Annotated in this window: 20 protein-coding genes; 14 read left to right on the top strand and 6 right to left on the bottom strand. The window is 33.4% G+C overall.

Annotated elements, in window-relative coordinates:
* Positions 1–246: 246 nt before the first annotated feature.
* On the bottom strand, positions 247–1,317 hold the full coding sequence (locus ACN0TY_RS13490; protein ID WP_417444907.1) for an SRPBCC family protein: 1,071 nt from the start codon (positions 1,315–1,317) through the stop codon (positions 247–249).
* A gap of 91 nt (positions 1,318–1,408) precedes the next feature.
* A complete protein-coding gene (locus ACN0TY_RS13495) occupies positions 1,409–1,603 on the bottom strand; it encodes a hypothetical protein (protein WP_417444908.1) in 195 nt (64 codons plus the stop codon).
* A gap of 397 nt (positions 1,604–2,000) precedes the next feature.
* Between ACN0TY_RS13495 and ACN0TY_RS13500 the strand changes: the two genes are divergently transcribed.
* Positions 2,001–2,387, top strand: coding sequence for a hypothetical protein (locus tag ACN0TY_RS13500; RefSeq protein WP_417444909.1), 387 nt, complete (start codon positions 2,001–2,003; stop codon positions 2,385–2,387).
* A gap of 72 nt (positions 2,388–2,459) precedes the next feature.
* On the opposite strand, the gene ACN0TY_RS13505 is transcribed toward ACN0TY_RS13500, so the two are convergent.
* Positions 2,460–3,527, bottom strand: coding sequence for a branched-chain amino acid aminotransferase (locus ACN0TY_RS13505; protein ID WP_417444910.1), 1,068 nt, complete (start codon positions 3,525–3,527; stop codon positions 2,460–2,462).
* 107 nt (positions 3,528–3,634) lie between these two features.
* Here ACN0TY_RS13505 and ACN0TY_RS13510 point away from each other — a divergent pair, with 107 nt between their 5' ends.
* From ACN0TY_RS13510 to ACN0TY_RS13520, 3 genes are all read left to right on the top strand, one after another.
* A complete protein-coding gene (locus ACN0TY_RS13510; RefSeq protein ID WP_417444911.1) occupies positions 3,635–4,126 on the top strand; it encodes a DUF4920 domain-containing protein in 492 nt (163 codons plus the stop codon).
* A 2-nt stretch (positions 4,127–4,128) separates the two neighbouring features.
* The gene (gene mnmD, locus ACN0TY_RS13515) at positions 4,129–4,806 is read left to right on the top strand and encodes a tRNA (5-methylaminomethyl-2-thiouridine)(34)-methyltransferase MnmD (RefSeq protein ID WP_417444912.1); all 678 of its coding nucleotides are present in this window, start codon (positions 4,129–4,131) and stop codon (positions 4,804–4,806) included.
* Between the two features lie 105 nt (positions 4,807–4,911).
* Complete coding sequence (locus tag ACN0TY_RS13520) at positions 4,912–5,850, top strand: TIGR01777 family oxidoreductase (protein ID WP_236959060.1); 939 nt, start codon at positions 4,912–4,914, stop codon at positions 5,848–5,850.
* A 23-nt stretch (positions 5,851–5,873) separates the two neighbouring features.
* On the opposite strand, the gene ACN0TY_RS13525 is transcribed toward ACN0TY_RS13520, so the two are convergent.
* Positions 5,874–6,542: a YceI family protein gene (locus ACN0TY_RS13525; RefSeq protein ID WP_417444913.1), complete on the bottom strand. Its 669-nt coding sequence runs from the start codon at positions 6,540–6,542 to the stop codon at positions 5,874–5,876.
* Positions 6,543–6,767: 225 nt separating this feature from the next.
* On the opposite strand from ACN0TY_RS13525, the gene ACN0TY_RS13530 reads away from it, so the two are divergent.
* From ACN0TY_RS13530 to ACN0TY_RS13560, 7 genes are all read left to right on the top strand, one after another.
* Positions 6,768–7,316: a nucleotide exchange factor GrpE gene (locus ACN0TY_RS13530; RefSeq protein ID WP_236959062.1), complete on the top strand. Its 549-nt coding sequence runs from the start codon at positions 6,768–6,770 to the stop codon at positions 7,314–7,316.
* Positions 7,317–7,438: 122 nt separating this feature from the next.
* Positions 7,439–8,578, top strand: a complete 1,140-nt coding sequence (gene dnaJ / locus ACN0TY_RS13535) for a molecular chaperone DnaJ (protein WP_236959063.1) — start codon at positions 7,439–7,441, stop codon at positions 8,576–8,578.
* Between the two features lie 209 nt (positions 8,579–8,787).
* Entirely contained in the window at positions 8,788–9,714 is a 927-nt protein-coding gene (locus ACN0TY_RS13540; protein ID WP_236959064.1) for an ABC transporter ATP-binding protein, read from the top strand.
* A complete protein-coding gene (locus tag ACN0TY_RS13545) occupies positions 9,715–11,055 on the top strand; it encodes an ABC transporter permease (RefSeq protein WP_417444914.1) in 1,341 nt (446 codons plus the stop codon). It begins immediately after the preceding gene.
* 42 nt (positions 11,056–11,097) lie between these two features.
* A complete protein-coding gene (locus tag ACN0TY_RS13550; RefSeq protein WP_236959066.1) occupies positions 11,098–11,946 on the top strand; it encodes a mechanosensitive ion channel family protein in 849 nt (282 codons plus the stop codon).
* A 23-nt stretch (positions 11,947–11,969) separates the two neighbouring features.
* The gene (locus ACN0TY_RS13555; protein ID WP_417444915.1) at positions 11,970–12,863 is read left to right on the top strand and encodes a DUF6268 family outer membrane beta-barrel protein; all 894 of its coding nucleotides are present in this window, start codon (positions 11,970–11,972) and stop codon (positions 12,861–12,863) included.
* Positions 12,863–14,026 (top strand): sigma-54-dependent transcriptional regulator, encoded by a 1,164-nt coding sequence (locus tag ACN0TY_RS13560; protein WP_417444916.1) that lies wholly within the window; start codon positions 12,863–12,865, stop codon positions 14,024–14,026. Before ACN0TY_RS13555 ends, ACN0TY_RS13560 begins: the two co-directional genes overlap by 1 nt.
* A gap of 63 nt (positions 14,027–14,089) precedes the next feature.
* On the opposite strand, the gene ACN0TY_RS13565 is transcribed toward ACN0TY_RS13560, so the two are convergent.
* Positions 14,090–14,938: a hypothetical protein gene (locus tag ACN0TY_RS13565; RefSeq protein ID WP_417444917.1), complete on the bottom strand. Its 849-nt coding sequence runs from the start codon at positions 14,936–14,938 to the stop codon at positions 14,090–14,092.
* Positions 14,939–15,061: 123 nt separating this feature from the next.
* On the opposite strand from ACN0TY_RS13565, the gene ACN0TY_RS13570 reads away from it, so the two are divergent.
* The 3 genes from ACN0TY_RS13570 (at position 15,062) to ACN0TY_RS13580 (ending at position 19,057) form a co-directional block, all read left to right on the top strand.
* Positions 15,062–15,940 carry a PPK2 family polyphosphate kinase gene (locus ACN0TY_RS13570; RefSeq protein WP_417444918.1) on the top strand — a complete coding sequence of 293 codons (879 nt, stop codon included), beginning with the start codon at positions 15,062–15,064 and terminating at the stop codon, positions 15,938–15,940.
* An 11-nt stretch (positions 15,941–15,951) separates the two neighbouring features.
* A complete protein-coding gene (locus tag ACN0TY_RS13575) occupies positions 15,952–17,352 on the top strand; it encodes a M20/M25/M40 family metallo-hydrolase (protein WP_236959071.1) in 1,401 nt (466 codons plus the stop codon).
* A 199-nt stretch (positions 17,353–17,551) separates the two neighbouring features.
* Entirely contained in the window at positions 17,552–19,057 is a 1,506-nt protein-coding gene (locus tag ACN0TY_RS13580) for a sulfatase (protein ID WP_417444919.1), read from the top strand.
* Between the two features lie 103 nt (positions 19,058–19,160).
* Here the strand turns inward: ACN0TY_RS13580 and secA are convergent, their stop codons facing one another.
* Positions 19,161–22,517, bottom strand: coding sequence for a preprotein translocase subunit SecA (gene secA, locus ACN0TY_RS13585; protein WP_417444920.1), 3,357 nt, complete (start codon positions 22,515–22,517; stop codon positions 19,161–19,163).
* Between the last annotated feature and the right edge of the window lie 16 nt (positions 22,518–22,533).

Genomic DNA, 22,533 nt, shown 5'->3' on the forward strand with positions numbered 1-22,533 from the left:
TTGTAGATGATTTTACTGCATTCAGAAGAAGAGGGGAGTTGAGAGAAAGGGTAACTTACTAAGGTGTGCTCGTAACAAAGGGAAAGGTGGTTGTCAAAATATTTTTGACAACAATCTAATAACAGCTTACTCGGATGAATATTTTATGAGTCATATTGAAGATGCTCAAAATTCTTGTAAATAATAAAGGAGTGATGTAATTATCACTCCTTATATATAGATGTTGTTATTTAGTTGATTTAATATCTAATATTGTTCCGTATTAATTACTGAAGATGTATTTACATATGATAGTATTGGAATATAAACCTCAGTTAAATGATCAGCTGGATTAGGATATTCCTTTGAAGTTCTAATGTGTGTTTCAAATGGGTATTTAGTAGGATCTGGTTCTAGGTTTTGCTGTTTCATTGCTTCTCTAGCCTTGATCCATGTTTCATTAATGTTGCTATAATCCCCTTTTAATACTGTTTTAAAATAGTTGCCTGGTTCAATAAAATCACATAGTATAGTGCTTCCAGGTGGTGTACCTATTCTTTCTTTAATAGGAATACTAGCAGAAAAGATGGCAGTTTCGTTATTATCGTTCATCTGTTGAAATAAGATAAACTCATTTCCAGCTGCAGTTACATAGCTATCTTCCATAAAAGATTTAATCTCAGGAAAAATTCTTTTAGTGGCAATATCAATTTCGTTTTGTTTGGCGCTAGCTGTTTGGTATAAGTAATAGCCTCCTCCGTATGCAGTTTCTCCAATAATAGAAATACTGTATTTTTTCATGTCGGATATAATCAGGCTATCTAACTTTTGTAGTCCTCTATTAAAGTCTTTTGTTAAATCAGCTTCCATGTCGCCTTTTAGTAGTATCATAGCTTTCTCTGTAAAGCTGAGTTTTCCTTCCATTCCCCAAGTTACCACTGTTTCTTTTTGTTTTTCAACAGGAGAGAGTGTCCAGAAAATTTTTGAAGTAGATTCGTAAGGGGTTATAAAATTAATAGTTTGGTTTATGGAATCTTTTTTGCTGTAATTGGTTTTAATAGTACCTTCTCCCATGGTCTCTCCATTCCAAGAATAAGATGCGTCTTGTCCTTTAGAGACTTCTCCAAAAGAAACAGAAGCATTTTTATCCTTTTCATGCCATGGACTCCATTTTGGCCATTCTTTTAAATCGTTAATGTAGTTGTATATAACTGGTTGAGGTGCTTGTATGGTAGCGTTTGTTGAAACCTTGTAATTATCAGGTTGTATTGCTACATAGATAGCTACCCCTATAGCAGTTATAAGGAGTAAGAAGATAAGGTATTTTAAAATTCTCATAAAAAAGTGTATATGTTATACCCAATGTACAAAAAATGTACGTTTCTATAAAGATTTTTTAAATACATTAAATGTCAATAATTTTGGCGTATTATATGGCTTCTTTTAAAACCACTTCATGTTCGTTGCTAGAAACTTCTTTCTCAGCTTTTAAACCTTTACTATGTTGCGTATTGTAAATAGCAGCAGTTTTGGTTTTTGCTTTTGGAAGTTTATTAACACTGAATAATAATAATACCACATTAATTATTAACAGGCTGAATAAGATTGTAAAGAAAATCATCATTGCTTAAGTTGATTGCTTTGTACAAAAATAAGAAAATTATAACATAAAATCTCATATCGAGCACTAAAATTAACATTAAGTCGCTAAATATGAGGTTACTCTGTTTTAAATGTTAGTTTTTTGTTAAATACTTAATAAAAGCTATGCTAAATATGAAAATGATAAAAAATATAAGAACCCATATAGTGCCTTTATATTGTTTTTTATGTGTTTTGTTATCTCTTTTGTAGCTAATTATCATTATAATGACGAAAATAACAACAAATAATCCAGCAAACATTAGTTGACCACTGCTAAACATATATTTTTAATTTTCGGCAAAATTAATCAAATTAGCTGTAGTAAAAACCATTTATAAAAAACTTCTTTTTAAATAAAAATTAAACATATTCAATAGATGAAAAATAAATTAGCAGCAGTAGAGAAATTCCATAATGCATTCGGTTTAGGGGTTTCTGATGTTCTTAGGGCACAATTAGAAGATGAGAAAATAGCTTTACGTCATAATTTAATGGCAGAAGAAAATGATGAATATTTAGAGGCCGCCAAAAATAATGATTTAGTAGAAGTTGCAGATGCATTGGGGGATATGTTGTATATTCTTTGTGGAACAATTTTAGAACATGGAATGCAACATGTAATCGAAGATGTATTTAATGAAATTCAATTAAGTAACATGAGTAAGCTAGGAGCAGACGGTAAGCCTATTTATAGGGAAGATGGGAAAGTTTTAAAAGGGCCAGATTATTTCAAGCCTGCTATAGCCAAAGTATTAGAGCAGTAGCAAAAAAAAAGGCATTAAAAAAGTTGTTCAACTTTTTTAATGCCTTTTTTTGAAAAATAAACTTCGTTTATTTTAAACTTTTACTCTCCATCCAAATTTATCTTCAACAGTATTATATTGAATATCCATAATGGCTTGTTTTATTTTTGCTGCATATGTGTTTTCTGTCTTAGGAAGCTCCCATTTGTCTCCTTTGTAGCCAAAACCAGCTATCGGATTTATAACTGCAGCTGTACCACTACCAAAGATCTCTTTAAGTTCTCCTTTGTTTACAGCCTCAATTATTTCGGACACTTTAATTGGACGAACTTCTACATCGATACCCATATCTTCCGCCATAGTAATAACACTTCTTCTAGTAATACCATCCAAAATTCTATCACTAATAGGACAAGTAACGAGTTTATCTCCAATTCTAAAGAAGATATTCATAGTACCAGCTTCCTCTAAATACTCATGGTGCTCAGAATCTGTCCATATAATTTGTTGAAAACCTTCTTCGTTTGCAATACTTGTAGGGAAGAATTGCCCAGCGTAATTTCCTGCAGCTTTCGCAAATCCGAATCCGCCACTAGCAGCTCTACTGTAGTGATCAGCTATTTTTACTCTAACTTCACCGCCATAATAAGACTGTGCAGGAGAGCAAATAATCATGAATTTATATTTTTTTGCTGGTGAAGCAGATACACCTGGTTCTGTAGCAATTACAAAAGGACGGATGTATAAACTATTTCCAAATCCTTTTTTAATCCAATCCTTTTCTAGTTTTAGTAATTCTGTTAGTCCCTCAAAGAAATATTCTTTAGGGAATTCTGGCATTGCTAATCTATGAGAAGATTTATTGATACGATTAAAATTCTCTTCTGGTCTGAAAAGCCAAATATCATCGTGCTCATCTTTATATGCTTTCATTCCTTCAAAAACGGCTTGTCCGTAATGAAAAACTCTCGCAGAAGGATCTAGTGTAAGTGGTTGGTATGGAGTGATTTTAGGTGTTTGCCAAGCTCCATCTTCAAAATCACATACAAACATATGGTCAGTGAAAATATTTCCAAACACTAAGTTGTTAAAATCTACTTCATTAATTTTTGAAGTAGTTGCTTTCTCAATTTCAATTTTTGTAACTGTTTCCTTGCTCATAACTCATCTTTAATTCTGCTAAATTAGAAAATATTCTAGCAAAATATGTATTATTTAATGCAAAAATAAGTTATTTTGTGTTCACTTTACATTAAAAAATAATTGATATGAAAATAAAATTAATCGTCATACTTCTAGCAGGTTTACTAGCTTCTTGTACAGGAAATAAACGCGATAACAATAAAGAGATTGCAGAAAACTATAATGTTTATGGAGATACTATTATGTTGAATAATAGTATCGATACGGAACAACTCCTTAGTAAATATCATTCTATAGAAGTAGGAGATTCTACTACAGTTGTAGTTAAAGCGGAAGTTGTGGAGGTCTGCCAGAAGAAAGGATGTTGGATGAAACTCGATTTACCAGATGGAGAGTTGGCAATGGTGAAATTTAAAGATTATGGTTTTTTTGTTCCCAAAGATATCGCTGGAAAAGAAGTAATTTTAAAAGGGAATGCTTTTGTAGATGAAGTTTCTGTAAGTGATCTAAAACATTATGCTCAAGATGCTGGGAAGACAGAAGAGGAAATTACGGCGATAACAGATCCAGAGCGTACCTTTGCCTTTGAAGCAGATGGGGTGCTACTAAAAAAATAGATTTGAAGAGAAAAATAATACAAACTTCCGACGGTTCGTCAACCATATATATTGAAGAGTTAGATGAACATTATCATTCCAAGCACGGAGCAATCCAAGAGGCTTACCACGTATTTATAAAAAGTGGTTTTTATCCATTTCTGAAAGAAAATAGCTGTACTGAACTCTCTATACTTGAGATTGGATTCGGAACAGGACTTAATAGCTTCATAACTTTTATTGAAGCAGAGAAATCAGGTGTGAGAGTTACTTATGACGGAGTAGAAGCTTATCCTGTGTCTTTAGAAGAGGTGAAGCACCTTAATTATGTAGCAGAGCTTAAAGTTATAAACAAGGCTGATGTTTTTGATAAGATGCATCAGGTAACTTGGGGGGATTATCATGAGTTATCAGAGTCTTTTCAGTTAAAAAAGAGAAAGATATTCTTTAATGAGATTTCAGATAAAAATATTTTTGATATCATTTATTTTGATGCTTTTGGAGCTCGCGTACAACCAGAATTATGGGAAGTATCTATTTTTAAAAAAATGTATGACGCTTTAAAAAGTAATGGAATGTTAGTTACTTATGCCGCAAAAGGTAGCGTTCGTAGAGCGATGCAAGAAGTTGGTTTTGAAGTAGAAAGACTTCCGGGGCCTCCTGGTAAGCGAGAAATGTTAAGGGCTGTTAAGAGAGGATAAGAAAATTCTTTAAATACGTTAAAAACTTATAACTAGAGTGTTAAAGGTAAATTAATTACTGCTAGCTGATAGATTAATTTCCCTATTTTTATCAAAAATCAAGGTATGAGGATTTTAATTGCAGGGGCGACAGGTTTAATAGGAGAGGAAATTGTGCGCGTATGCCATAATAGGAAATATGCTGTAAATTATCTTTCTACTAGCAAATCTAAGATTGAGAATAGAGAAAATTATAAAGGCTTTTATTGGAATCCCAGTAAAGGGAAAATTGATTTGACTTGTTTTGAAGGTGTTGATGCTATAATTAATTTAGCTGGCGTTAGTATTTCTAAGCGCTGGACACCTATGAATAAAAAGAAAATATTAAATAGCAGGGTAGATTCACTTCAATTACTCAACGATTCATTATCCAAAATAGATCATAATATTAAATCTATAGTTTCTGCTTCTGCAATTGGTATTTACCCAGATTCTTATACCAATTACTACGAAGAGGATACTACTACAATAGACGATTCTTTTTTAGGGGAAGTAGTTTCTAAATGGGAAGCTGCTGCCGATCAACTAAAAGTTCATGAAGTTCCAGTTGCAAAAATTCGAACAGGGTTAGTTTTATCTTCCGATGGAGGAGCTTTACCAAAAATGGCAAAGCCTATTCGTTATTATGCGGGAACCGTTTTTGGAAGTGGAGAGCAATGGCAGAGTTGGATTCATGTTTCTGATATTGCTAGGATTTATCTACATGTGATAGAAAACAGATTAGAGGGCGTTTATAATGGCGTAGCTCCAAATCCAGTAACTAATACAAAGCTAACACACGAAATAGCTAGTGTTTATAATAAACCAATAGTGTTGCCAAATGCTCCAAAAGCATTGTTGAAATTGGCTCTAGGGGAAATGGCTTATATTTTATACGCGAGTCAGCGGGTAAGTTCTAAGAAAATTGAAGAATCAGGTTATAATTTTAACTTCTCTAATGTTTGCTTGGCACTTAAAGATATTATAAATGAAAAAAGCCAATTCCGTGAAGAATTGGCCTCATAAGCTTTAATTTTTTCTGAAATAAATTATGCTTTATTAGCTTTTATAGAAACTTTTAGTTCTATATCATCATTGATAAACTTATCTCCTAAATCTCCAAAAACAGATTTTGAACCATAGTTTACTTCCCATTGTGTTCTGTCAATAGTAAAAGTTTCACTAGCTAATAATATTGAATCTCCATTTTCTGTTAGCGTAACAGGAATAGAAATATTTCTTTTAATCCCCTTAACAGCTAAATTTCCTTTTATAAAAGTTTTCCCATTATTAACTTCAGTTCCTGTAATTTCGAAATAAGCAGTAGGGTGATCTTTTACATTAAAGAAATGATCTTCCTTTCCTTCAACAGTTCCTTTTAAATGCGCTTCTAGGTTTTCTTTTTTGTCACCTTCAAGATCAGTAACAGTAATAGAATTCATGTCTATTAAAAAGTTCCCACTTTCTACAGCACCATCTTTTACAGCAATAACACCAGACTCAATAGCTATTGTTCCTGTATGTTCTCCTGTAGGTTTAGCTCCTTTCCAATCGATAGTACTTTCAGCAGGAATAGCTTTAAATTTAGTAGCCGTAGCGCTTACTTCTTTAGCAGCTTCCGCTTCAGATGGAGTTGTTTCGTTTTTCTTGTCATCTTTACAAGCTGTAAAAATTGTAAGACATGCTATCAATGAGATTGATAAGATATTCTTTTTCATTTGAATTATTTTTTTTGATTAGTCTTCAAAAATATAAATAACCTCGGATAACTATATTAAATATTTAATAATTTTTTTTGGTGACATTTTGACATTTTAGAATAAATGGCAATACTTTTGCCTCCTGTTATTGAGTTTAAAGAAAGTTAGGAAAATAGTGTCTTGACAGATAGTGTTTTCAATAAAATATACAGGCAGATAGCTGTCAATAAAAACAACAAACGTATGTCTAAGGAAGAAGAAAAAAATAAAGAGGTAGCTGCAGAAGAGAATATGGCAACAGAGCAAACAGCAGAAGAAACTACTGAAACTGTTGAAGAAGTTAGCAACGAAGAGAAGTTAGAGAACGATTTGGCAGTAGAAAAAGATAAATTTTTACGCCTATTTGCTGAGTTTGAAAATTACAAAAGACGTACATCTAAAGAGCGTGTTGAGTTATTTAAAACTGCGGGTCAGGATATTATGGTTTCAATGTTACCAGTATTAGATGATTTTGATCGTGCATTGAATGAGATTTCTAAAACGGAAGATAAAGAGCTTTTTAAAGGAGTAGAACTTATAAATAATAAGTTAAGAAATACATTGCAAGGCAAAGGATTAGAGGCGGTTGAAGCTAAAGCAGGAGATGTTTTTGATGCAGATTTGCATGAAGCTATTACGCAAATACCAGCGCCATCAGACGATTTAAAAGGAAAAATAGTAGACGTTATCGAAAAGGGATATAAACTTGGAGAGAGAGTAATTCGTCATCCAAAAGTTATTGTCGGACAATAAACTTGTAGACGTTTTGTCATAACAAGAAAATCAAAGAATTTTTATATTCTAGAGACCAATTTTTAAGTCTTAATTAAATAAAAATAAATAAATCGAAGGGAATACCTTTCTAAGATATTTACATGAAGGAAGATTATTACGAAATACTAGGAATTGATAAGAATGCATCGGCTGCAGAGATAAAGAAAGCATATCGTAAGAAGGCCATACAATATCACCCTGATAAAAATCCAGGAGATACTGAGGCGGAAGGTATGTTTAAAAAAGCTGCAGAAGCATATGAGGTTTTAAGTGACCCTAATAAAAAACAGCGTTATGACCAATATGGGCATGCTGCTTTTGATGGTGCTGGTGGTTTTGGTGGCGGTAGTGGCCATATGAACATGGATGATATTTTTAGTCAGTTTGGAGATATTTTTGGCGGTGCCTTTGGCGGCGGCGGTGGCGGATTCAGCGGTTTTGGTGGATTCGGTGGCGGTGGTGGAAGAGCTAGAGTTAAAGGTAGCAACCTCCGTATTCGTGTGAAGCTTACTTTGGAAGAAATAGCCAAAGGTGTTGAGAAAAAAGTAAAAGTTAAGAGAAAGATCCAATCTAAGGATGTAACCTATAAAACATGTCCTACATGTAACGGTAGCGGGCAAATGATGCGTGTTACGAATACTATTTTAGGACGTATGCAAACGGCTACTACTTGTAATTCTTGTGGTGGAGCAGGAGAAGTAATCGATAAACGATCTTCTGAAGCAGATGCTCAAGGACTTGTGGTAAAAGAGGAAACGGTTTCTATAAAAATACCACCAGGAGTTGTTGAAGGTATGCAGCTTAAAGTAACTGGTAAAGGGAATGAAGCTCCCGGAAACAATGGAATGCCAGGTGATTTATTAGTTGCCATTGAAGAGTTGGTGCATGATACACTTAAAAGAGAAGGGGATAACCTTCATTATGATCTGTATGTGAGTATTGCAGAGGCTGTGTTAGGAACTTCTAAAGAAATAGATACCGTATCTGGTAAAGTGCGTATAAAACTTGAGGAAGGAATTCAATCAGGGAAAATTTTACGCCTTAAAGGAAAAGGTATTTCTAGTATAAATGGTTATGGCCAAGGTGATCTTTTAGTGCATATTAACGTATGGACACCAAAAACACTGAATAAAGAGCAAAGAGAATTTTTTGAAAAAATGGTAGGAGATGATAATTTTTCTCCTAATCCAGAGAAAAGTGATAAATCGTTTTTTGAAAAAGTAAAAGATATGTTTTCATAATTTAACTTTTGTGTTATATAAAAAAATATATCTTTGTGAAGACACTAGTTCTAACCTAGTGTCAATTTTTTCTTTTTCATAGCAATTTTTTCCCATCCTTGATATTTTTTTAAGGGTGGGTTTTTATTTAAGAGATATGATAAACTATAATTGCGTTTGGCTTTTATAGTATATCAATATCCAATATATTTGGAAAAATCAATTTATATATGGCGAATCTATTAGTTGCTCAGAATGTTTCCAAGAGTTTTGGAGCTTATAAAGCACTAAATAATGTTTCTTTAGAGATTCCTGAAGGAACTATTTTCGGACTCCTAGGCCCTAATGGGGCTGGTAAAACTACTTTTATAAGAATCATCAATCAAATAACATATCCAGATGTAGGGAAAGTTATTTTTAATGGCGAAGACTTAAAACCAGAACATGTTAAAATGATCGGGTATTTGCCAGAAGAACGTGGGCTTTATAAGAGTATGAAGGTAGGAGAGCAAGCATTATATTTAGCTCAACTTAAGGGAATGAGTAAGAGTGATGCGCAGAAGAAGCTTAAATATTGGTTTGAGCGTCTCGAAATTGGTGATTGGTGGAATAAAAAAGTGCAAGAACTATCAAAAGGGATGGCACAAAAGATTCAATTCGTTGTTACAGTACTTCATGAGCCTAAACTCTTAATATTTGATGAGCCTTTTAGTGGATTCGATCCTATAAATGCAAACCTTATTAAAGATGAAATTCTACGTTTAAAGGAAAATGGATCTACAGTTATTTTTTCTACACACCGAATGGAATCCGTAGAAGAGTTATGTGATCATATAGCATTAATAAATAAGTCGAATAAAATTCTCGACGGGAAGCTAATAGATATAAAACGCGAGTTTAGAAATGGAACTTATGAAGTTGGTATAGAAACCAATCAACCGGAAGTTTTAAGACAAACGTTAGAGGCGAAGCATATAATTACCAAGGCTCAATTTAAATCTTTAGGAAACGAGTTGCAGTTAAGAATTCAGCTTACAGATGGAAATACAGCCAACGATCTTCTTTTATATCTCACTACTCAAGGTACAGTAACACATTTTGTAGAGGTAATACCAACAGCAAACGAAATTTTTATTGAAACGGTAAAACGTAATTAAATGGATAAATTATTACTTATAATTAAGCGCGAATATATGGCGAAAGTAAGAAACAAGTCTTTTATTGTTCTTACTATTTTAAGTCCTATTATTATCGTTGCAATGATTGCTTTAGTGGTTTATTTAGCTAAAGTAAACGCAGATGAAAAGAGAGTAATTGCTGTTTTAGATGAAAGCCCATATTTTAGTCACCAGTTTACGGAAGGTGTAGAGGCTTCTTATATCGATTTTGCTAATATTTCTTTGGATAAAGCTATAGACTCTGTAAATGCAGCAGGCTATTATGGATTATTACATATTCCTGAAGGCGAAGAAATAGATAAAGTAGCTCAAAAAATTCAGTTTTACACAAAAGAGTCGCCAAGCCTTGATATTCTTGGCAGTATAGAAGGGAAAATAGAACATAAAGTTCGTGAGCATAAGTTAGCGGAATTGAACATTTCTCCAGAAGTATTAAAAGATTTGGAGAATAATTATGAGATGAGTATCGTGAACTTTAGTGGCGAGAAAAATCTAAAAGGTATAAGCGAACTTAAAGTTTTTATTGGCGGCGGTTTTGGATACTTAATAATGATGTTTATTATTATCTACGGAGCCTTTGTCATGAGAAGTGTAATTGAGGAAAAAACTACTAGAATTATAGAGGTTATAATATCTTCGGTACGTCCTTTTCAATTAATGCTAGGTAAAATTTTGGGTACTTCTTTGGCGGGAATTACTCAATTTGTAATTTGGATTATTTCTGCGGGTGTCTTAACATATGTGGTATTATCATTTATGGGAATAGAGATTGATGCGATGCATTCTAAAGCAAATATCTCTCCTGAAGCCATGCAGACACTTAATGAAGCTGCGGGTTCTCAAGATACTATTCAATTATATGTAAATGAGTTGGTGAAAATCCCTTGGGGAACATTGATTATAAGCTTTTTACTATATTTCTCTTTAGGATACTTAATTTATAGCTCTATTTATGCTGCAATTGGCGCTGCTGTAGATAATGAAACAGATACACAGCAATTTATGTTTCCAGTAATTACACCTTTGATGTTAGGTATTTATGTAGGTTTTTTCTCGGTATTTGAGAATCCAAATGGTCCTATAGCCGTTGCCTTTTCTTTATTTCCTCTAACATCTCCAATAGTTATGATGATGCGTTTACCAAATGGGGTTGGTGGAGCTGGAGTGCCATGGTGGCAACTTATTACGTCTATTTTATTTTTAATTATTACCTTTTTATTAATAGTATGGCTAGCTGCTAAGATTTATAGAGTAGGTATTTTAATGTATGGAAAAAAACCTAGTTATAAAGAAATTTATAAATGGTTAAAATATAAATAGATAATATTCTATATTGCATCTAGTTTTGGAACATTAATAGAGATGAAAGAAATTATAAGCAGTATAATCAGCAATATAAAGGAATTCTTTTCTTATCCCTTGTATAAAGGGGATAGCTCTACTATAACAATAGGAACCATTTTAGCTATTGTTTTTAGTTGTGTCTTAGCATATTATTTGTTAAAACTTATAAGAAAGCTTGTAACAGATAAACTCCCTTTGGATGATAAAAGAAAATTTGTAAGCATTTTTAAGTTTACAAATTATATAGTTTACATTCTAGTTGTTATTACGGTGTTAAATTCTTCGGGGGTCGATTTAACTGTGCTTTTAACAGCTTCAGCAGCTTTATTTGTAGGTTTAGGGTTTGCATTACAAAATTTATTTCAAGATATTATCTCAGGAATATTAATCATTTTGGATCAATCGCTTCACGTTGGTGATGTTATAGAGATAAATGGAAAAGTAGGAAAAGTTCTAGATATTAAATTAAGAACTACGCGTGCAATAACCAGAGATGATAAAGTAATTATTATTCCAAATCATATATTTTTAGCTGAAGTTGTATATAACTTCACACAAAACCATAAAACTACCAGAGAAACAGTTACCGTTGGAGTAGCTTATGGAAGTGACACAAGACTTGTAGAAAAGTTGTTGCTGCAAAGTGTTGCCGAGCAAACGGGAGTTTTAAAAAGTCCTAAGCCTACAGTGGTTTTTAAAGACTTTGGAGATTCTGCATTGATATTTGATGTCAATTTTTTTATAAACGACAGTTTTTCAGACCCAAGAATTAAAAGCGAAGTGCGTTTTAGAATTGATAAACTATTTAGAGAACATAAAATTAGCATTCCTTTTCCTCAGAGAGATGTTCATATTTTTAATAAATAATTACATCTTGAAAAATAAAGGGAATGAGATATCTAAATAATTATTTAAGAATATCATTAATATTGTTTGTTGTGTTTGCTAGTTCATTAGAAGCAAAAGCACAACTAACAGATCTTGCTAGGATAGAATACACTTATTTTCCACAGGCGTCTTCAGAGAACTCCTTTAAACGTTTTAAAACGTTGCTTAATTTTCCATGGAAAGTTGGAAAGGATAAATACATTGTAACGGGAGTAGAGTATTCTAATGTTAATATGGAACTTAAAGATGGGTATCCTTTTGTGGCGAGTGATTTTGAGAGGTTGCAAAGTTTTAAGTTTACACTTGGTTATACATTTCGTTTTAGTGAACGTTGGCGTTTTGGTGCTGTTGTTAATCCACAACTAGCTTCTAATTTTGAAGATGGAATTATAGGAGATGATTTTTTATTGAATGCCGCTATATATTTTATTCGAGAAAGAAGAAATAAAGCTAAAGATAGTAGAGAAGGACGTCTTATATTGGGAATTCAATACAATACAGTTTCTGGTATTCCTTTACCTCTCCCGTATGTTAATTATCATAAAGAGATTAGTGATACATGGGCATATACATTGGGAGTTCCTAAAACAAACCTTAAGTATAAAATAAATAATAGCAACGTTTTACAAACATTTGTTACGCTAGATGGTTTTTATTCCAATATTCAAAAAGAGGTCGCAATAGAGAATAATATAGCAGAAAGTATATCGATGACCACAATTTTATCAGGAATAGGTTACGAACATTTTTTTAATGAGCATATATTGTTTTATTTTTATTCCGGATACACGCTAATGAATAACATCAGATTACGTGATGCAGATTTAGATGACGTGTATACAATAAATGATACAAATACCCTTTATATTAGAGGGGGAATAAAATTTAAGATATAATGGCAAAAATTCTTGTAATAGAAGATGAAGCAGCTATTAGGCGAGTGCTTGTAAAAATCCTTTCTGAAGAAAATAAAGATTACCAATTAGAAGAAGCAAATGATGGTTTAGAAGGCATTGAAGCCATAAAAAAGAACGACTACGATTTGGTTTTATGCGATATAAAAATGCCAAAAATGGATGGTGTTGAGGTTTTGCAGGCTGGGAAAAAAATAAAACCAGAACTTCCTTTTGTGATGATTTCTGGGCACGGAGATTTAGAAACAGCGGTGAATACAATGCGAATGGGAGCTTATGATTATATTTCGAAACCACCAGACTTAAACCGTTTGTTAAATACCGTTAGAAATGCTCTAGATAAGCAGCAATTAGTTGTGGAAAACAAACTTCTAAAGAAAAAGGTAGGAAAGAATTATGAAATGATTGGAGAGAGCGAAAACATTTCTATTATTAAAGAAATGATAGAAAAAGTAGCTCCTACAGACGCTCGTGTTATGATTACTGGTCCTAATGGAACAGGGAAAGAGTTGGTTGCTCATTGGATTCATCAGAAGAGCGATCGTTCGAAAGCTGCTATGGTGGAAGTTAATTGTGCTGCGATTCCTTCTGAGCTTATAGAAAGTGAACTTTTCGGACATGTAAAAGGAGCTTTTACTTCAGCAGTAAAAGATAGAGCAGGAAAATTTGAAGCTGCTAATGGAGGAACTATTTTTTTAGATGAAATAGGAGATATGAGCCTTTCTGCACAAGCAAAAGTATTACGTGCATTACAAGAAAACAAGATTTCACGTGTAGGTAGTGATAAAGACATAAAAGTAGATGTCCGTGTAGTTGCAGCAACAAATAAAGATCTTAAAAAAGAAATCGAAGAGGGAAATTTCCGAGAGGATTTATACCACCGTTTGGCAGTTATTTTAATAAATGTACCTGCTTTAAACGATCGTCGTGATGATATACCGTTGCTTATTGAGCATTTTACAAGTAAAATAGCAAAAGAACACGGAGATACAAAAAAGGAGTTTTCTGATAAAGCTATTAAGCTGCTACAAGAATATGATTGGACAGGAAATGTAAGGGAATTACGAAATGTAATTGAAAGATTGATTATTCTTGGGAATGCAGAAGTAAGTGAAGAAGATGTAAAACTTTTTGCTAGTAAATAGCAAGGAATGATATATTATAAAAAAGCTGTCTAATTAATATGTATTAGACAGCTTTTTTATATTCTATTTTGAAGAGCAACTTTTTAATGCGTCTTGTATTTTTTGTTGAGTTTCTATGGTTAAGTTGAGGTAATAAGAACGAGTTTCTGCTAACGATTCGTTATTTAGAACATTATCTTCTCTAGCATAACCTCCTTGTAAGATAGCAGATGTATTTTTACAACTTAGTAATGATGTAAGCTCTTTAAAATTACTTTCCATTTCAAATAATGCTTGCTCAGCTAGATGTTTTAATTTTAATTGCTCCTCTAGCTCTAATTGTCTATTTATTCGAGCTTCCTCAGCCAATTGTTTTTGTCTTTGTATTTTTTCTTCTAAAAGACGCTGTTGTTCTATCAATTTTTGTTTTTCTAACTCTAGCTGCTCTTGCTGCGATTGTAAACTATTATCAGTTTTTACTGTAGAAGATACAGATGGCGTACTAGTAGGTGGTGTGTTGGTATTTGTAGAATTGGTGTTAGGGGTTTCAACAGCATAGTTAATGCTAGAACCGCTACTGGTACAAACATCCATTTTGTTCATTAATGTTTGTAGGTATTCATACCCATGCTTAGCGTAAAAACGACCAGCCTCCCAATCTACAGGGTCTTCAGCTTGGGTTAAATTATCGAGGGCATCAAGAATAGGACTTATTGCTTCTTTACAGCCACAGCTTTCAACTAAAGATTTTGTCTTGTTTAGTGCGTCTATAGCTCTACCAGCATAATATTTTTGATGATCAAAATTATCGGAACTTAAAGATTTCTTTGTGTGGGCTAAAGCATAACTTGCTTGAGAATACGCAGAATTACATTGTGAAAATGCATAACTTGATAGTAGGAAACATAACAAGATGAGTGTAGGATTCTTCATGGAAATTAGGTTTATTTATTTGGGCGAAGCAATATTACAATATAAATTGTATTTTTAAAAAACTTTGTGGTGAACTTATTCATAGAATATGTGTACCCTTCATTTTTTATTAATAAAAGATATATGGATTCAATAAAAACATCAGATTATAGAATTGATGAAAAAGCTACACTAGCAAATATTCCTACACTTAATAATCTTAATGCTTCCGATGATAAATTAAAGGATCGATTAAAGCATACAAGAAAGAAATTAGGGAAGCTGCAAGATGTTATTTATGCACACGGAAAATATAGTGTGCTAATTTGTTTACAGGGAATAGATACTGCAGGTAAGGATAGTTTGGTTAGAGAAGTTTTTAAAGATTTTAATTCAAGAGGTGTATTGGTTCATAGTTTTAAAGTTCCAACTGAATTAGAGCGTAAGCATGATTATCTATGGAGGCATTATATAGCCCTTCCAGGAAGAGGTAAGTTTGGAGTCTTTAATCGTACGCATTATGAAAATGTATTGGTTACACGTGTGCATCCAGAATATGTTCTAGGAGAAAATATCCCAGGGATAGATTCAGTAGAAGATATAACAGATACTTTTTGGGATAAGCGGTTTGAAGAAATAAAAAACTTTGAAAAGCATATATCGGATAACGGAACTATAATTTTTAAATTTTTCCTTCATTTGTCGAAAGGAGAACAAAAGAACCGACTTTTAAGGAGATTGAATCTCGAAGAAAAGAATTGGAAATTCTCACCTTCAGATTTAAAAGAACGTGCTTTATGGGATGAATATCAGGTTTATTACGAAGAGGCAATAAATAAAACTACAACTCCTTATGCTCCATGGTATGTGGTTCCTGCTGATAATAAAAAGGCTGCTAGAGCTATAGTTGCAAATATTTTATATGATGAATTGAAGGAGTATAAAGATATTGCTTATCCTGAATTAGATCCTGCTATTAAGGAACACTTGAGTAAATATCGTGAACAATTAAATAATGAATAAACTTATAATTAATGATTAATAAAAGTTACCTAATCTTACTAATATTAGTTCCTCTGTTAGGGATTTCTCAAACAGAAGATGAAAAGCAATTAAAAGAAATATATACTTCCTCATTAACAGAAGGGAAAAGTTATAGCTGGTTAGACTATTTATCGAATAAAATAGGAGGGCGTTTGTCTGGTTCTTTTAATGCGGAACAGGCCGTTGAGTATACAAAAAACGAGTTAGAATCGCTTGACTTAGATCGTGTTTGGTTGCAACCAGTAATGGTGCCTAAATGGACACGAGGAATAAAAGAATACGCTTACATTGAAAATGCTCCTGGAAATACAAATGCCGTAAATGTATGTGCTTTGGGAGGTTCGATTGCTACTCCAGAGGGAGGATTAAAAGCAAATGTAATCGAGGTTCAAGGATTGGAAGAATTAAAAGAATTAGGAGAAGAAAAGATAAAAGGAAAGATTGTTTTTTACAACCGACCAATGCAGGTAGATGTAATTCAGACTTTTGAAGCTTATGGAGGTTGTGTGGATCAACGATATTCAGGTGCTGAAGAAGCTGCAAAATATGGAGCGGTTGGTGTAATAGTACGTTCCATGAATTTACGTTTAGACGAGTTTCCACACACCGGAAGTATGAGTTATGGAGATTTACCAGTAAATAAAAGAATACCGGCTGCAGCCATAAGTACTAAAGGAGCAGAATTGTTAAGTAGTCTTTTAGCTCTTAATAATGACCTTAAGTTTTATTTCCGTCAAACTTGTAAAGTGTTTCCAGATGTTAAATCGTATAATGTTATAGGGGAAGTTAAAGGGTCTACTTTTCCAAATGAGATTATTACTGTTGGTGGACATTTAGATTCTTGGGATTTAGGTGATGGTTCTCATGATGACGGTGCTGGATGTGTACAGAGTATGGAAGTTTTAAGATTATTAAAACAAACAGGTTATAAGCCAAAACGAACGATACGTGTAGTTTTATTTATGAATGAAGAGAATGGTTTACGAGGAGCTAATAAATATGCAGAGGTAGCCAAAGAAAAAGGAGAGAATCATATTTTTGCTTTAGAAAGTGATGCTGGTGGTTTTACTCCAAGAGGATTTTCTTTTGACTGTGATGATGCTAATTTTTCACAGATTACTTCTTGGAAACCCTTATTCAAGCCTTATCTGATTCATTTTTTTGAAAAAGGAGGTAGTGGTGCCGATGTTGGTCCTTTAAAAGGAGATGGAACCGTATTAGCTGGGTTACGACCAGATTCTCAACGTTATTTTGATCATCATCATGCGGAAAATGATACTTTTGAACATGTAAATAAACGTGAGTTAGAACTTGGAGCAGCAACAATGACTTCTTTGATATATCTTATTGATAAATATGGAACGATTAATACTTCAAAAATAAAAGGGTAGTTAATTTTTAACGTATAACATAGTAATTACAGGAGGGAGCTCAAACTTCTTTTTGTTTAGCCATATAGAAGTACCTTAACCATATATTTTTATATTTGTGCAGTGGCGTTTATATGGCTAACAATTTTTTTAAAAGTAAATGCAAGCTATTATCTATTCCACCTACCACTATTATAATTAAAACCAATCTATATAAATAATGAAAATTGTATACCCGACACTATCTAAAATACAACTACAATCGATTGTATTTAGTATTGTAACTTCTCTTTTATATTCCTGTGCTGAAAAAAAGGAAGTGGTGAAAGTAGAGAAACCTAATGTTGTATTTATTGCCGTAGATGATTTACGTCCAGACTTAGGATGTTATGGTAATGAGATTGTAAAATCTCCTAATATAGATAAACTGGCTTCTGAAGGGGTGGTGTTTAAAAATCACTTTGTAAACGTTCCTACATGTGGAGCTTCACGTCAATGTTTGATTACAGGAATACGTCCTTCATCTAATGAATATTTAAGAAATAGTATTACAGAAAAAGTAATTTCTAATAAACCAGAAGGGGAGGAGCCTGAATCTTTTATACATCAGTTAAGGCGAAATGGTTATCATACAGTAGGTATTGGTAAAATAACACATTCTGTTGATGGTTACTTGTATGGTTATGAAGAGGAAGTTTCCGATAAGAAGGAGCTTCCCTATAGTTGGGACGAGTTGTTATTTAATTCTGGAAAATGGGGAACTGGTTGGAATGCTTTTTTTGGATATGAAAATGGAGAAAATCGACAGAGTTTAAACCGACAAGTGAAACCATACGAAAAAGGTGCTGTAAGTGATACAGGTTATGTAGACGGACTTACAGCTCAATTGGCTGTTTCTAAGTTGAAGGATTTAAAAGAGAGTTCAAAGCCTTTCTTTATGGGGGTAGGTTTATTCAAGCCACATTTGCCTTTTAATTCTCCTGAAAAGTATTGGGATTTATATCATCGTGATTCTATTCCAATTTCTGAAAACCCTTTGGTGCCTAAAAATGTAAACCTAACAAGTATCTTTAGGAGTGGGGAATTTAATGGGTATAAATTAGGAGATGAAAAAGCTACATTAGATCATCCTATGTCTCAAGAATATTCAAGAAAACTTAGACATGCATATTATGCTTGTGTAAGCTACATAGATCAGCAGATAGGAAATATTGTTGACGAAATTAAAGCACAGGGATTAGATAAAAATACAATTATTGTAATTTGGGGTGATCATGGGTGGCATCTTGGAGATCAACAAATATGGGGAAAGCATACAATTTTTGAGAATGCATTGAAGAGTCCGTTGATAATAAAAGTTCCTGGAGCATTCCAAAATCAAGAAGTTACTCCAATTGTAGAAACAGTAGATATTTATCCAAGTCTTTTAGAATTATGTGGCGTTAAAATGCCGCATAAAGTTGATGGAGAGAGTTTTGTTGAGGTTTTAAAAGGAAGCAATGCCCAAGATGATAATGTTGCGTACAGCTACTTTAGAAAAGGAATTACGATGCGAACTCAAAGATACCGCCTCACAAAATATTACAGAGAACAGCAACCAGCTATAGAGCTATACGATCATAAAGAGGATCCATTAGAGTCTGTAAATGTTGCAGCAGAACATCCTGATATTGTAGCGGATTTGATGCCGTTATTGGAAAAAGGAAACAGTGGAATTTATAAATAACGTATGTTTTTGTTTTATTCAGTTGAAATAAAATAGTAGAGAATAAAAAAAGGGTCAGATTTAAATTCTGACCCTTTTTTTATTTTTGAAGATATATTTCTTCCTATTCTTCAACAATAACCCATTCTCCTTTTGTAAGTAATGGTTCTGCTTGTTTGAATTTAACAGTTTTATTCTCTCCAGACATTACATTTTTAATAGTTACTTTATCGTTTCTTCCAATTTTTGGACGATCTCTTACGATAGTTTCTGTAACCTGCGGTCTTTGTTGTGTTTGTCCAGCAGCTCTATTTTGAGCGGCTAACTCATCACTATTTGGAATTTCTTCTTTTGAAGTCTGTAGGTTTTCTTTTCTCTTAACCTCTCTAGCTTCTTGGATATTTCCAGATTCTTCTGTTGGAAGCTCTCCTTTAAATAAGAAAGAAATTACCTCTCTGTTAACTTTATCGATCATTACTTTAAAAAGTTCGAAAGCTTCAAACTTATAAATAAGTAATGGATCTTTTTGCTCATGAACAGCGAGTTGCACAGACTGCTTTAACTCATCCATTTTTCTTAAATGGGTTTTCCAAGCATCATCTATAATAGCAAGTGTGATATTTTTCTCGAAATCTGCAATTAATTTCTTTCCTTCAGAGTCGTATGCTTCTTTAAGATTGGTAACAACTTTAAGTGTTTTTATTCCATCAGTAAATGGAACTACAATACGCTCAAATTTATTGTTTTCATTCTCATATACATTTCTAATTACAGGAAAAGCTGTTTTTGCATTTCGCTCAATCTTATTTTGGTAATAGTTTAGCGCCTCCTTATAAACGATCCCTGTAAGCTCTTTCGAAGACTTGCTTTTAAACTCATCTTCAGAAACAGGAGGAACGATTGAAAAGAATTTTATTAATTCAAATTCTAAATTCTTGTAATCATTTGCTGCTTTATTATTTTCTACAATATCTTCACAGGTATCATATACCATGTTTGCGATATCTAGTTTTAAACGCTCTCCTTCTAATGCGTGTCTTCTTCTTTTATAAACAACTTCACGCTGAGCATTCATTACATCATCATATTCTAATAGACGCTTACGAACTCCAAAGTTATTTTCTTCTACTTTTTTCTGAGCACGTTCTATAGATTTAGTCATCATAGAATGCTGAATAACCTCTCCATCTTCAAGTCCCATCTTATCCATCATTTTGGCTACTCTTTCAGAACCAAAAAGACGCATTAAGTTATCTTCTAAAGAAACATAGAATTGTGAGCTACCTGGATCTCCTTGACGTCCAGCACGACCTCTCAACTGACGGTCAACACGTCTGGAGTCATGACGCTCTGTACCTATAATTGCTAAACCTCCAGCTTCTTTTACTTCTTTTTTAAGCTTAATATCTGTACCACGACCTGCCATGTTGGTAGCAATAGTTACAATACCTGGATTACCAGCTTCTGCAACGATATCCGCCTCTTTCTTGTGTAACTTAGCGTTTAATACGTTGTGTTTTATTTTTCTTATTGATAACATTTTAGAGAGTAACTCAGAAATTTCAACAGAAGTAGTACCCACAAGAACAGGGCGTCCTTCGTTTACTAACTTTTCAATATCTTCAATTACAGCGTTGTATTTCTCTCTCTTAGTTTTATAAATAAGATCTTGTCTGTCATCTCTAGCGATTGGACGATTAGTAGGAATCTCCATAACATCTAGTTCATAGATTTCTAAGAATTCCCCAGCTTCTGTAATGGCAGTACCTGTCATACCAGAAAGCTTTCTGTACATTCTAAAGTAGTTTTGTAACGTTACAGATGCGAATGTTTGTGTAGCGGCTTCAATTTTTACACTTTCTTTAGCTTCAATTGCTTGGTGTAATCCATCTGAATATCTACGACCGTCCATAATACGACCCGTCTGCTCATCAACAATCATAACTTTATTATCCATCACCACATACTCTACATCTTTTTCGAATAGGGTATAAGCTTTTAAAAGCTGATTCATAGTGTGGATACGCTCACTTTTTACAGAGAAATCTTTAAAAAGATCCTCTTTAAGTACAGCTTCTTCTTCTGCTCCTAATCCTTGTTTTTCAATTTGAGCAATTTCAGTACCTATATCTGGCATTACGAAGAAATCTGGATCTGTATCACCAGATAAGTACTCAATTCCTTTATCTGTTAACTCAATCTGATTTCCTTTTTCATCAATAACAAACCATAGCGCCTCATCTATTTTAGGCATCTCACGGTTGTTATCTTGCATATAATGGTTTTCTGTTTTTTGAAGTAATTGCTTAATTCCTTCTTCACTTAAAAACTTAATTAATGCTTTATTTTTTGGTAAACCTCGGTGAACTCTTAATAATTGAAAAGCTCCCTCTTTAGTGTCTCCTTCTGCAATTAGTTTTTTAGCTTCTGCTAAAACACCCGTTAAGTACTGACGTTGTTTAGTAACAATATCACTAACTTGAGGTTTTAGTGCATCAAATTCATGAATATCTCCCTGCGGTACCGGGCCAGAAATAATAAGTGGAGTTCTCGCATCATCAATAAGTACAGAATCGACCTCATCTACAATAGCATAGTTTTGAGGGCGTTGTACTAAGTCTTCTGGAGTGTGTGACATATTATCACGTAGGTAATCAAAACCAAACTCGTTATTTGTACCGTAAGTAATGTCTGCTAGATATGCTTTTCTACGTCCTACAGATCCTGGTTGGTGATTATCGATACAGTCTATAGAAAGACCGTGAAACTCAAAAAGTGGTCCCATCCAAGCACTATCACGACGTGCCAAGTAGTTATTTACTGTAACAAGGTGTACTCCATTTCCAGTTAATGCATTTAGGTAAACTGGTAAAGTTGCTACCAATGTTTTTCCTTCTCCTGTGTGCATCTCAGCAATTTTACCTTGGTGCATAGCAATACCACCTATAAGCTGTACATCGTAATGTATCATGTCCCAAGTAACTTCTTTTCCTGCCGCATCCCAAGAATTTTTCCAAATTGCTTTGTCATCTTGTAGCGTAACGTAGTCATTATTTCCAGAGATTTCTCTGTCAAAAGTTGAAGCTGTAACAGTAATTGTTTCGTTATTGGCAAAGCGTTTTGCAGTTTCTTTGACTACTGCATATGCTTCAGGAAGGATTTCGTTAAGTGTTTTTTCGGTATTCTCGTATACCTTTTCTTTAAGCGCATCAATTTCAGTATAAATATCTTCATTCCTGTCGATATCGTTAGATGCTTCTGCTTCTGTTTTAAGCGCTTGTATTTTTTCTTCTAAAGACGCGCAAGATGCCTTTATTCTATCTTTAAACTCCTGTGTTTTAGAGCGTAGTTCGTCGTTGGAGAGTTGAGATAGTTTTTCTTCGAAAGATTTTATTTGGTCTACAATAGGTTGTAAGGCCTTTACATCTTTCTTCGCCTTATCTCCTACGAAAACTTTTAAAACTGAATTGAGTAAACTCATGTCTGTATGTGTGTTT

The organism is Joostella sp. (genome assembly GCF_048266025.1).
In the GTDB taxonomy this organism is placed as follows: Bacteria; Bacteroidota; Bacteroidia; order Flavobacteriales; family Flavobacteriaceae; genus Galbibacter; species Galbibacter atrarenae.

Bases quoted from the DNA above. Each gene is read 5' to 3' on its own strand.
- ACN0TY_RS13570 (WP_417444918.1), top strand. From the start codon at position 15,062: ATGGATTCAATAAAAACATCAGATTATAGAATTGATGAAAAAGCTACA.
- ACN0TY_RS13495 (WP_417444908.1), bottom strand. From the start codon at position 1,603: ATGATGATTTTCTTTACAATCTTATTCAGCCTGTTAATAATTAATGTG.
- ACN0TY_RS13555 (WP_417444915.1), top strand. From the start codon at position 11,970: ATGAGATATCTAAATAATTATTTAAGAATATCATTAATATTGTTTGTT.
- ACN0TY_RS13525 (WP_417444913.1), bottom strand. From the start codon at position 6,542: ATGAAAAAGAATATCTTATCAATCTCATTGATAGCATGTCTTACAATT.
- ACN0TY_RS13505 (WP_417444910.1), bottom strand. From the start codon at position 3,527: ATGAGCAAGGAAACAGTTACAAAAATTGAAATTGAGAAAGCAACTACT.
- ACN0TY_RS13500 (WP_417444909.1), top strand. From the start codon at position 2,001: ATGAAAAATAAATTAGCAGCAGTAGAGAAATTCCATAATGCATTCGGT.
- ACN0TY_RS13545 (WP_417444914.1), top strand. From the start codon at position 9,715: ATGGATAAATTATTACTTATAATTAAGCGCGAATATATGGCGAAAGTA.
- ACN0TY_RS13530 (WP_236959062.1), top strand. From the start codon at position 6,768: ATGTCTAAGGAAGAAGAAAAAAATAAAGAGGTAGCTGCAGAAGAGAAT.
- ACN0TY_RS13520 (WP_236959060.1), top strand. From the start codon at position 4,912: ATGAGGATTTTAATTGCAGGGGCGACAGGTTTAATAGGAGAGGAAATT.
- ACN0TY_RS13540 (WP_236959064.1), top strand. From the start codon at position 8,788: ATGGCGAATCTATTAGTTGCTCAGAATGTTTCCAAGAGTTTTGGAGCT.
- ACN0TY_RS13510 (WP_417444911.1), top strand. From the start codon at position 3,635: ATGAAAATAAAATTAATCGTCATACTTCTAGCAGGTTTACTAGCTTCT.
- ACN0TY_RS13560 (WP_417444916.1), top strand. From the start codon at position 12,863: ATGGCAAAAATTCTTGTAATAGAAGATGAAGCAGCTATTAGGCGAGTG.
- ACN0TY_RS13550 (WP_236959066.1), top strand. From the start codon at position 11,098: ATGAAAGAAATTATAAGCAGTATAATCAGCAATATAAAGGAATTCTTT.
- ACN0TY_RS13575 (WP_236959071.1), top strand. From the start codon at position 15,952: ATGATTAATAAAAGTTACCTAATCTTACTAATATTAGTTCCTCTGTTA.
- dnaJ (WP_236959063.1), top strand. From the start codon at position 7,439: ATGAAGGAAGATTATTACGAAATACTAGGAATTGATAAGAATGCATCG.
- secA (WP_417444920.1), bottom strand. From the start codon at position 22,517: ATGAGTTTACTCAATTCAGTTTTAAAAGTTTTCGTAGGAGATAAGGCG.
- ACN0TY_RS13565 (WP_417444917.1), bottom strand. From the start codon at position 14,938: ATGAAGAATCCTACACTCATCTTGTTATGTTTCCTACTATCAAGTTAT.
- ACN0TY_RS13490 (WP_417444907.1), bottom strand. From the start codon at position 1,317: ATGAGAATTTTAAAATACCTTATCTTCTTACTCCTTATAACTGCTATA.
- ACN0TY_RS13580 (WP_417444919.1), top strand. From the start codon at position 17,552: ATGAAAATTGTATACCCGACACTATCTAAAATACAACTACAATCGATT.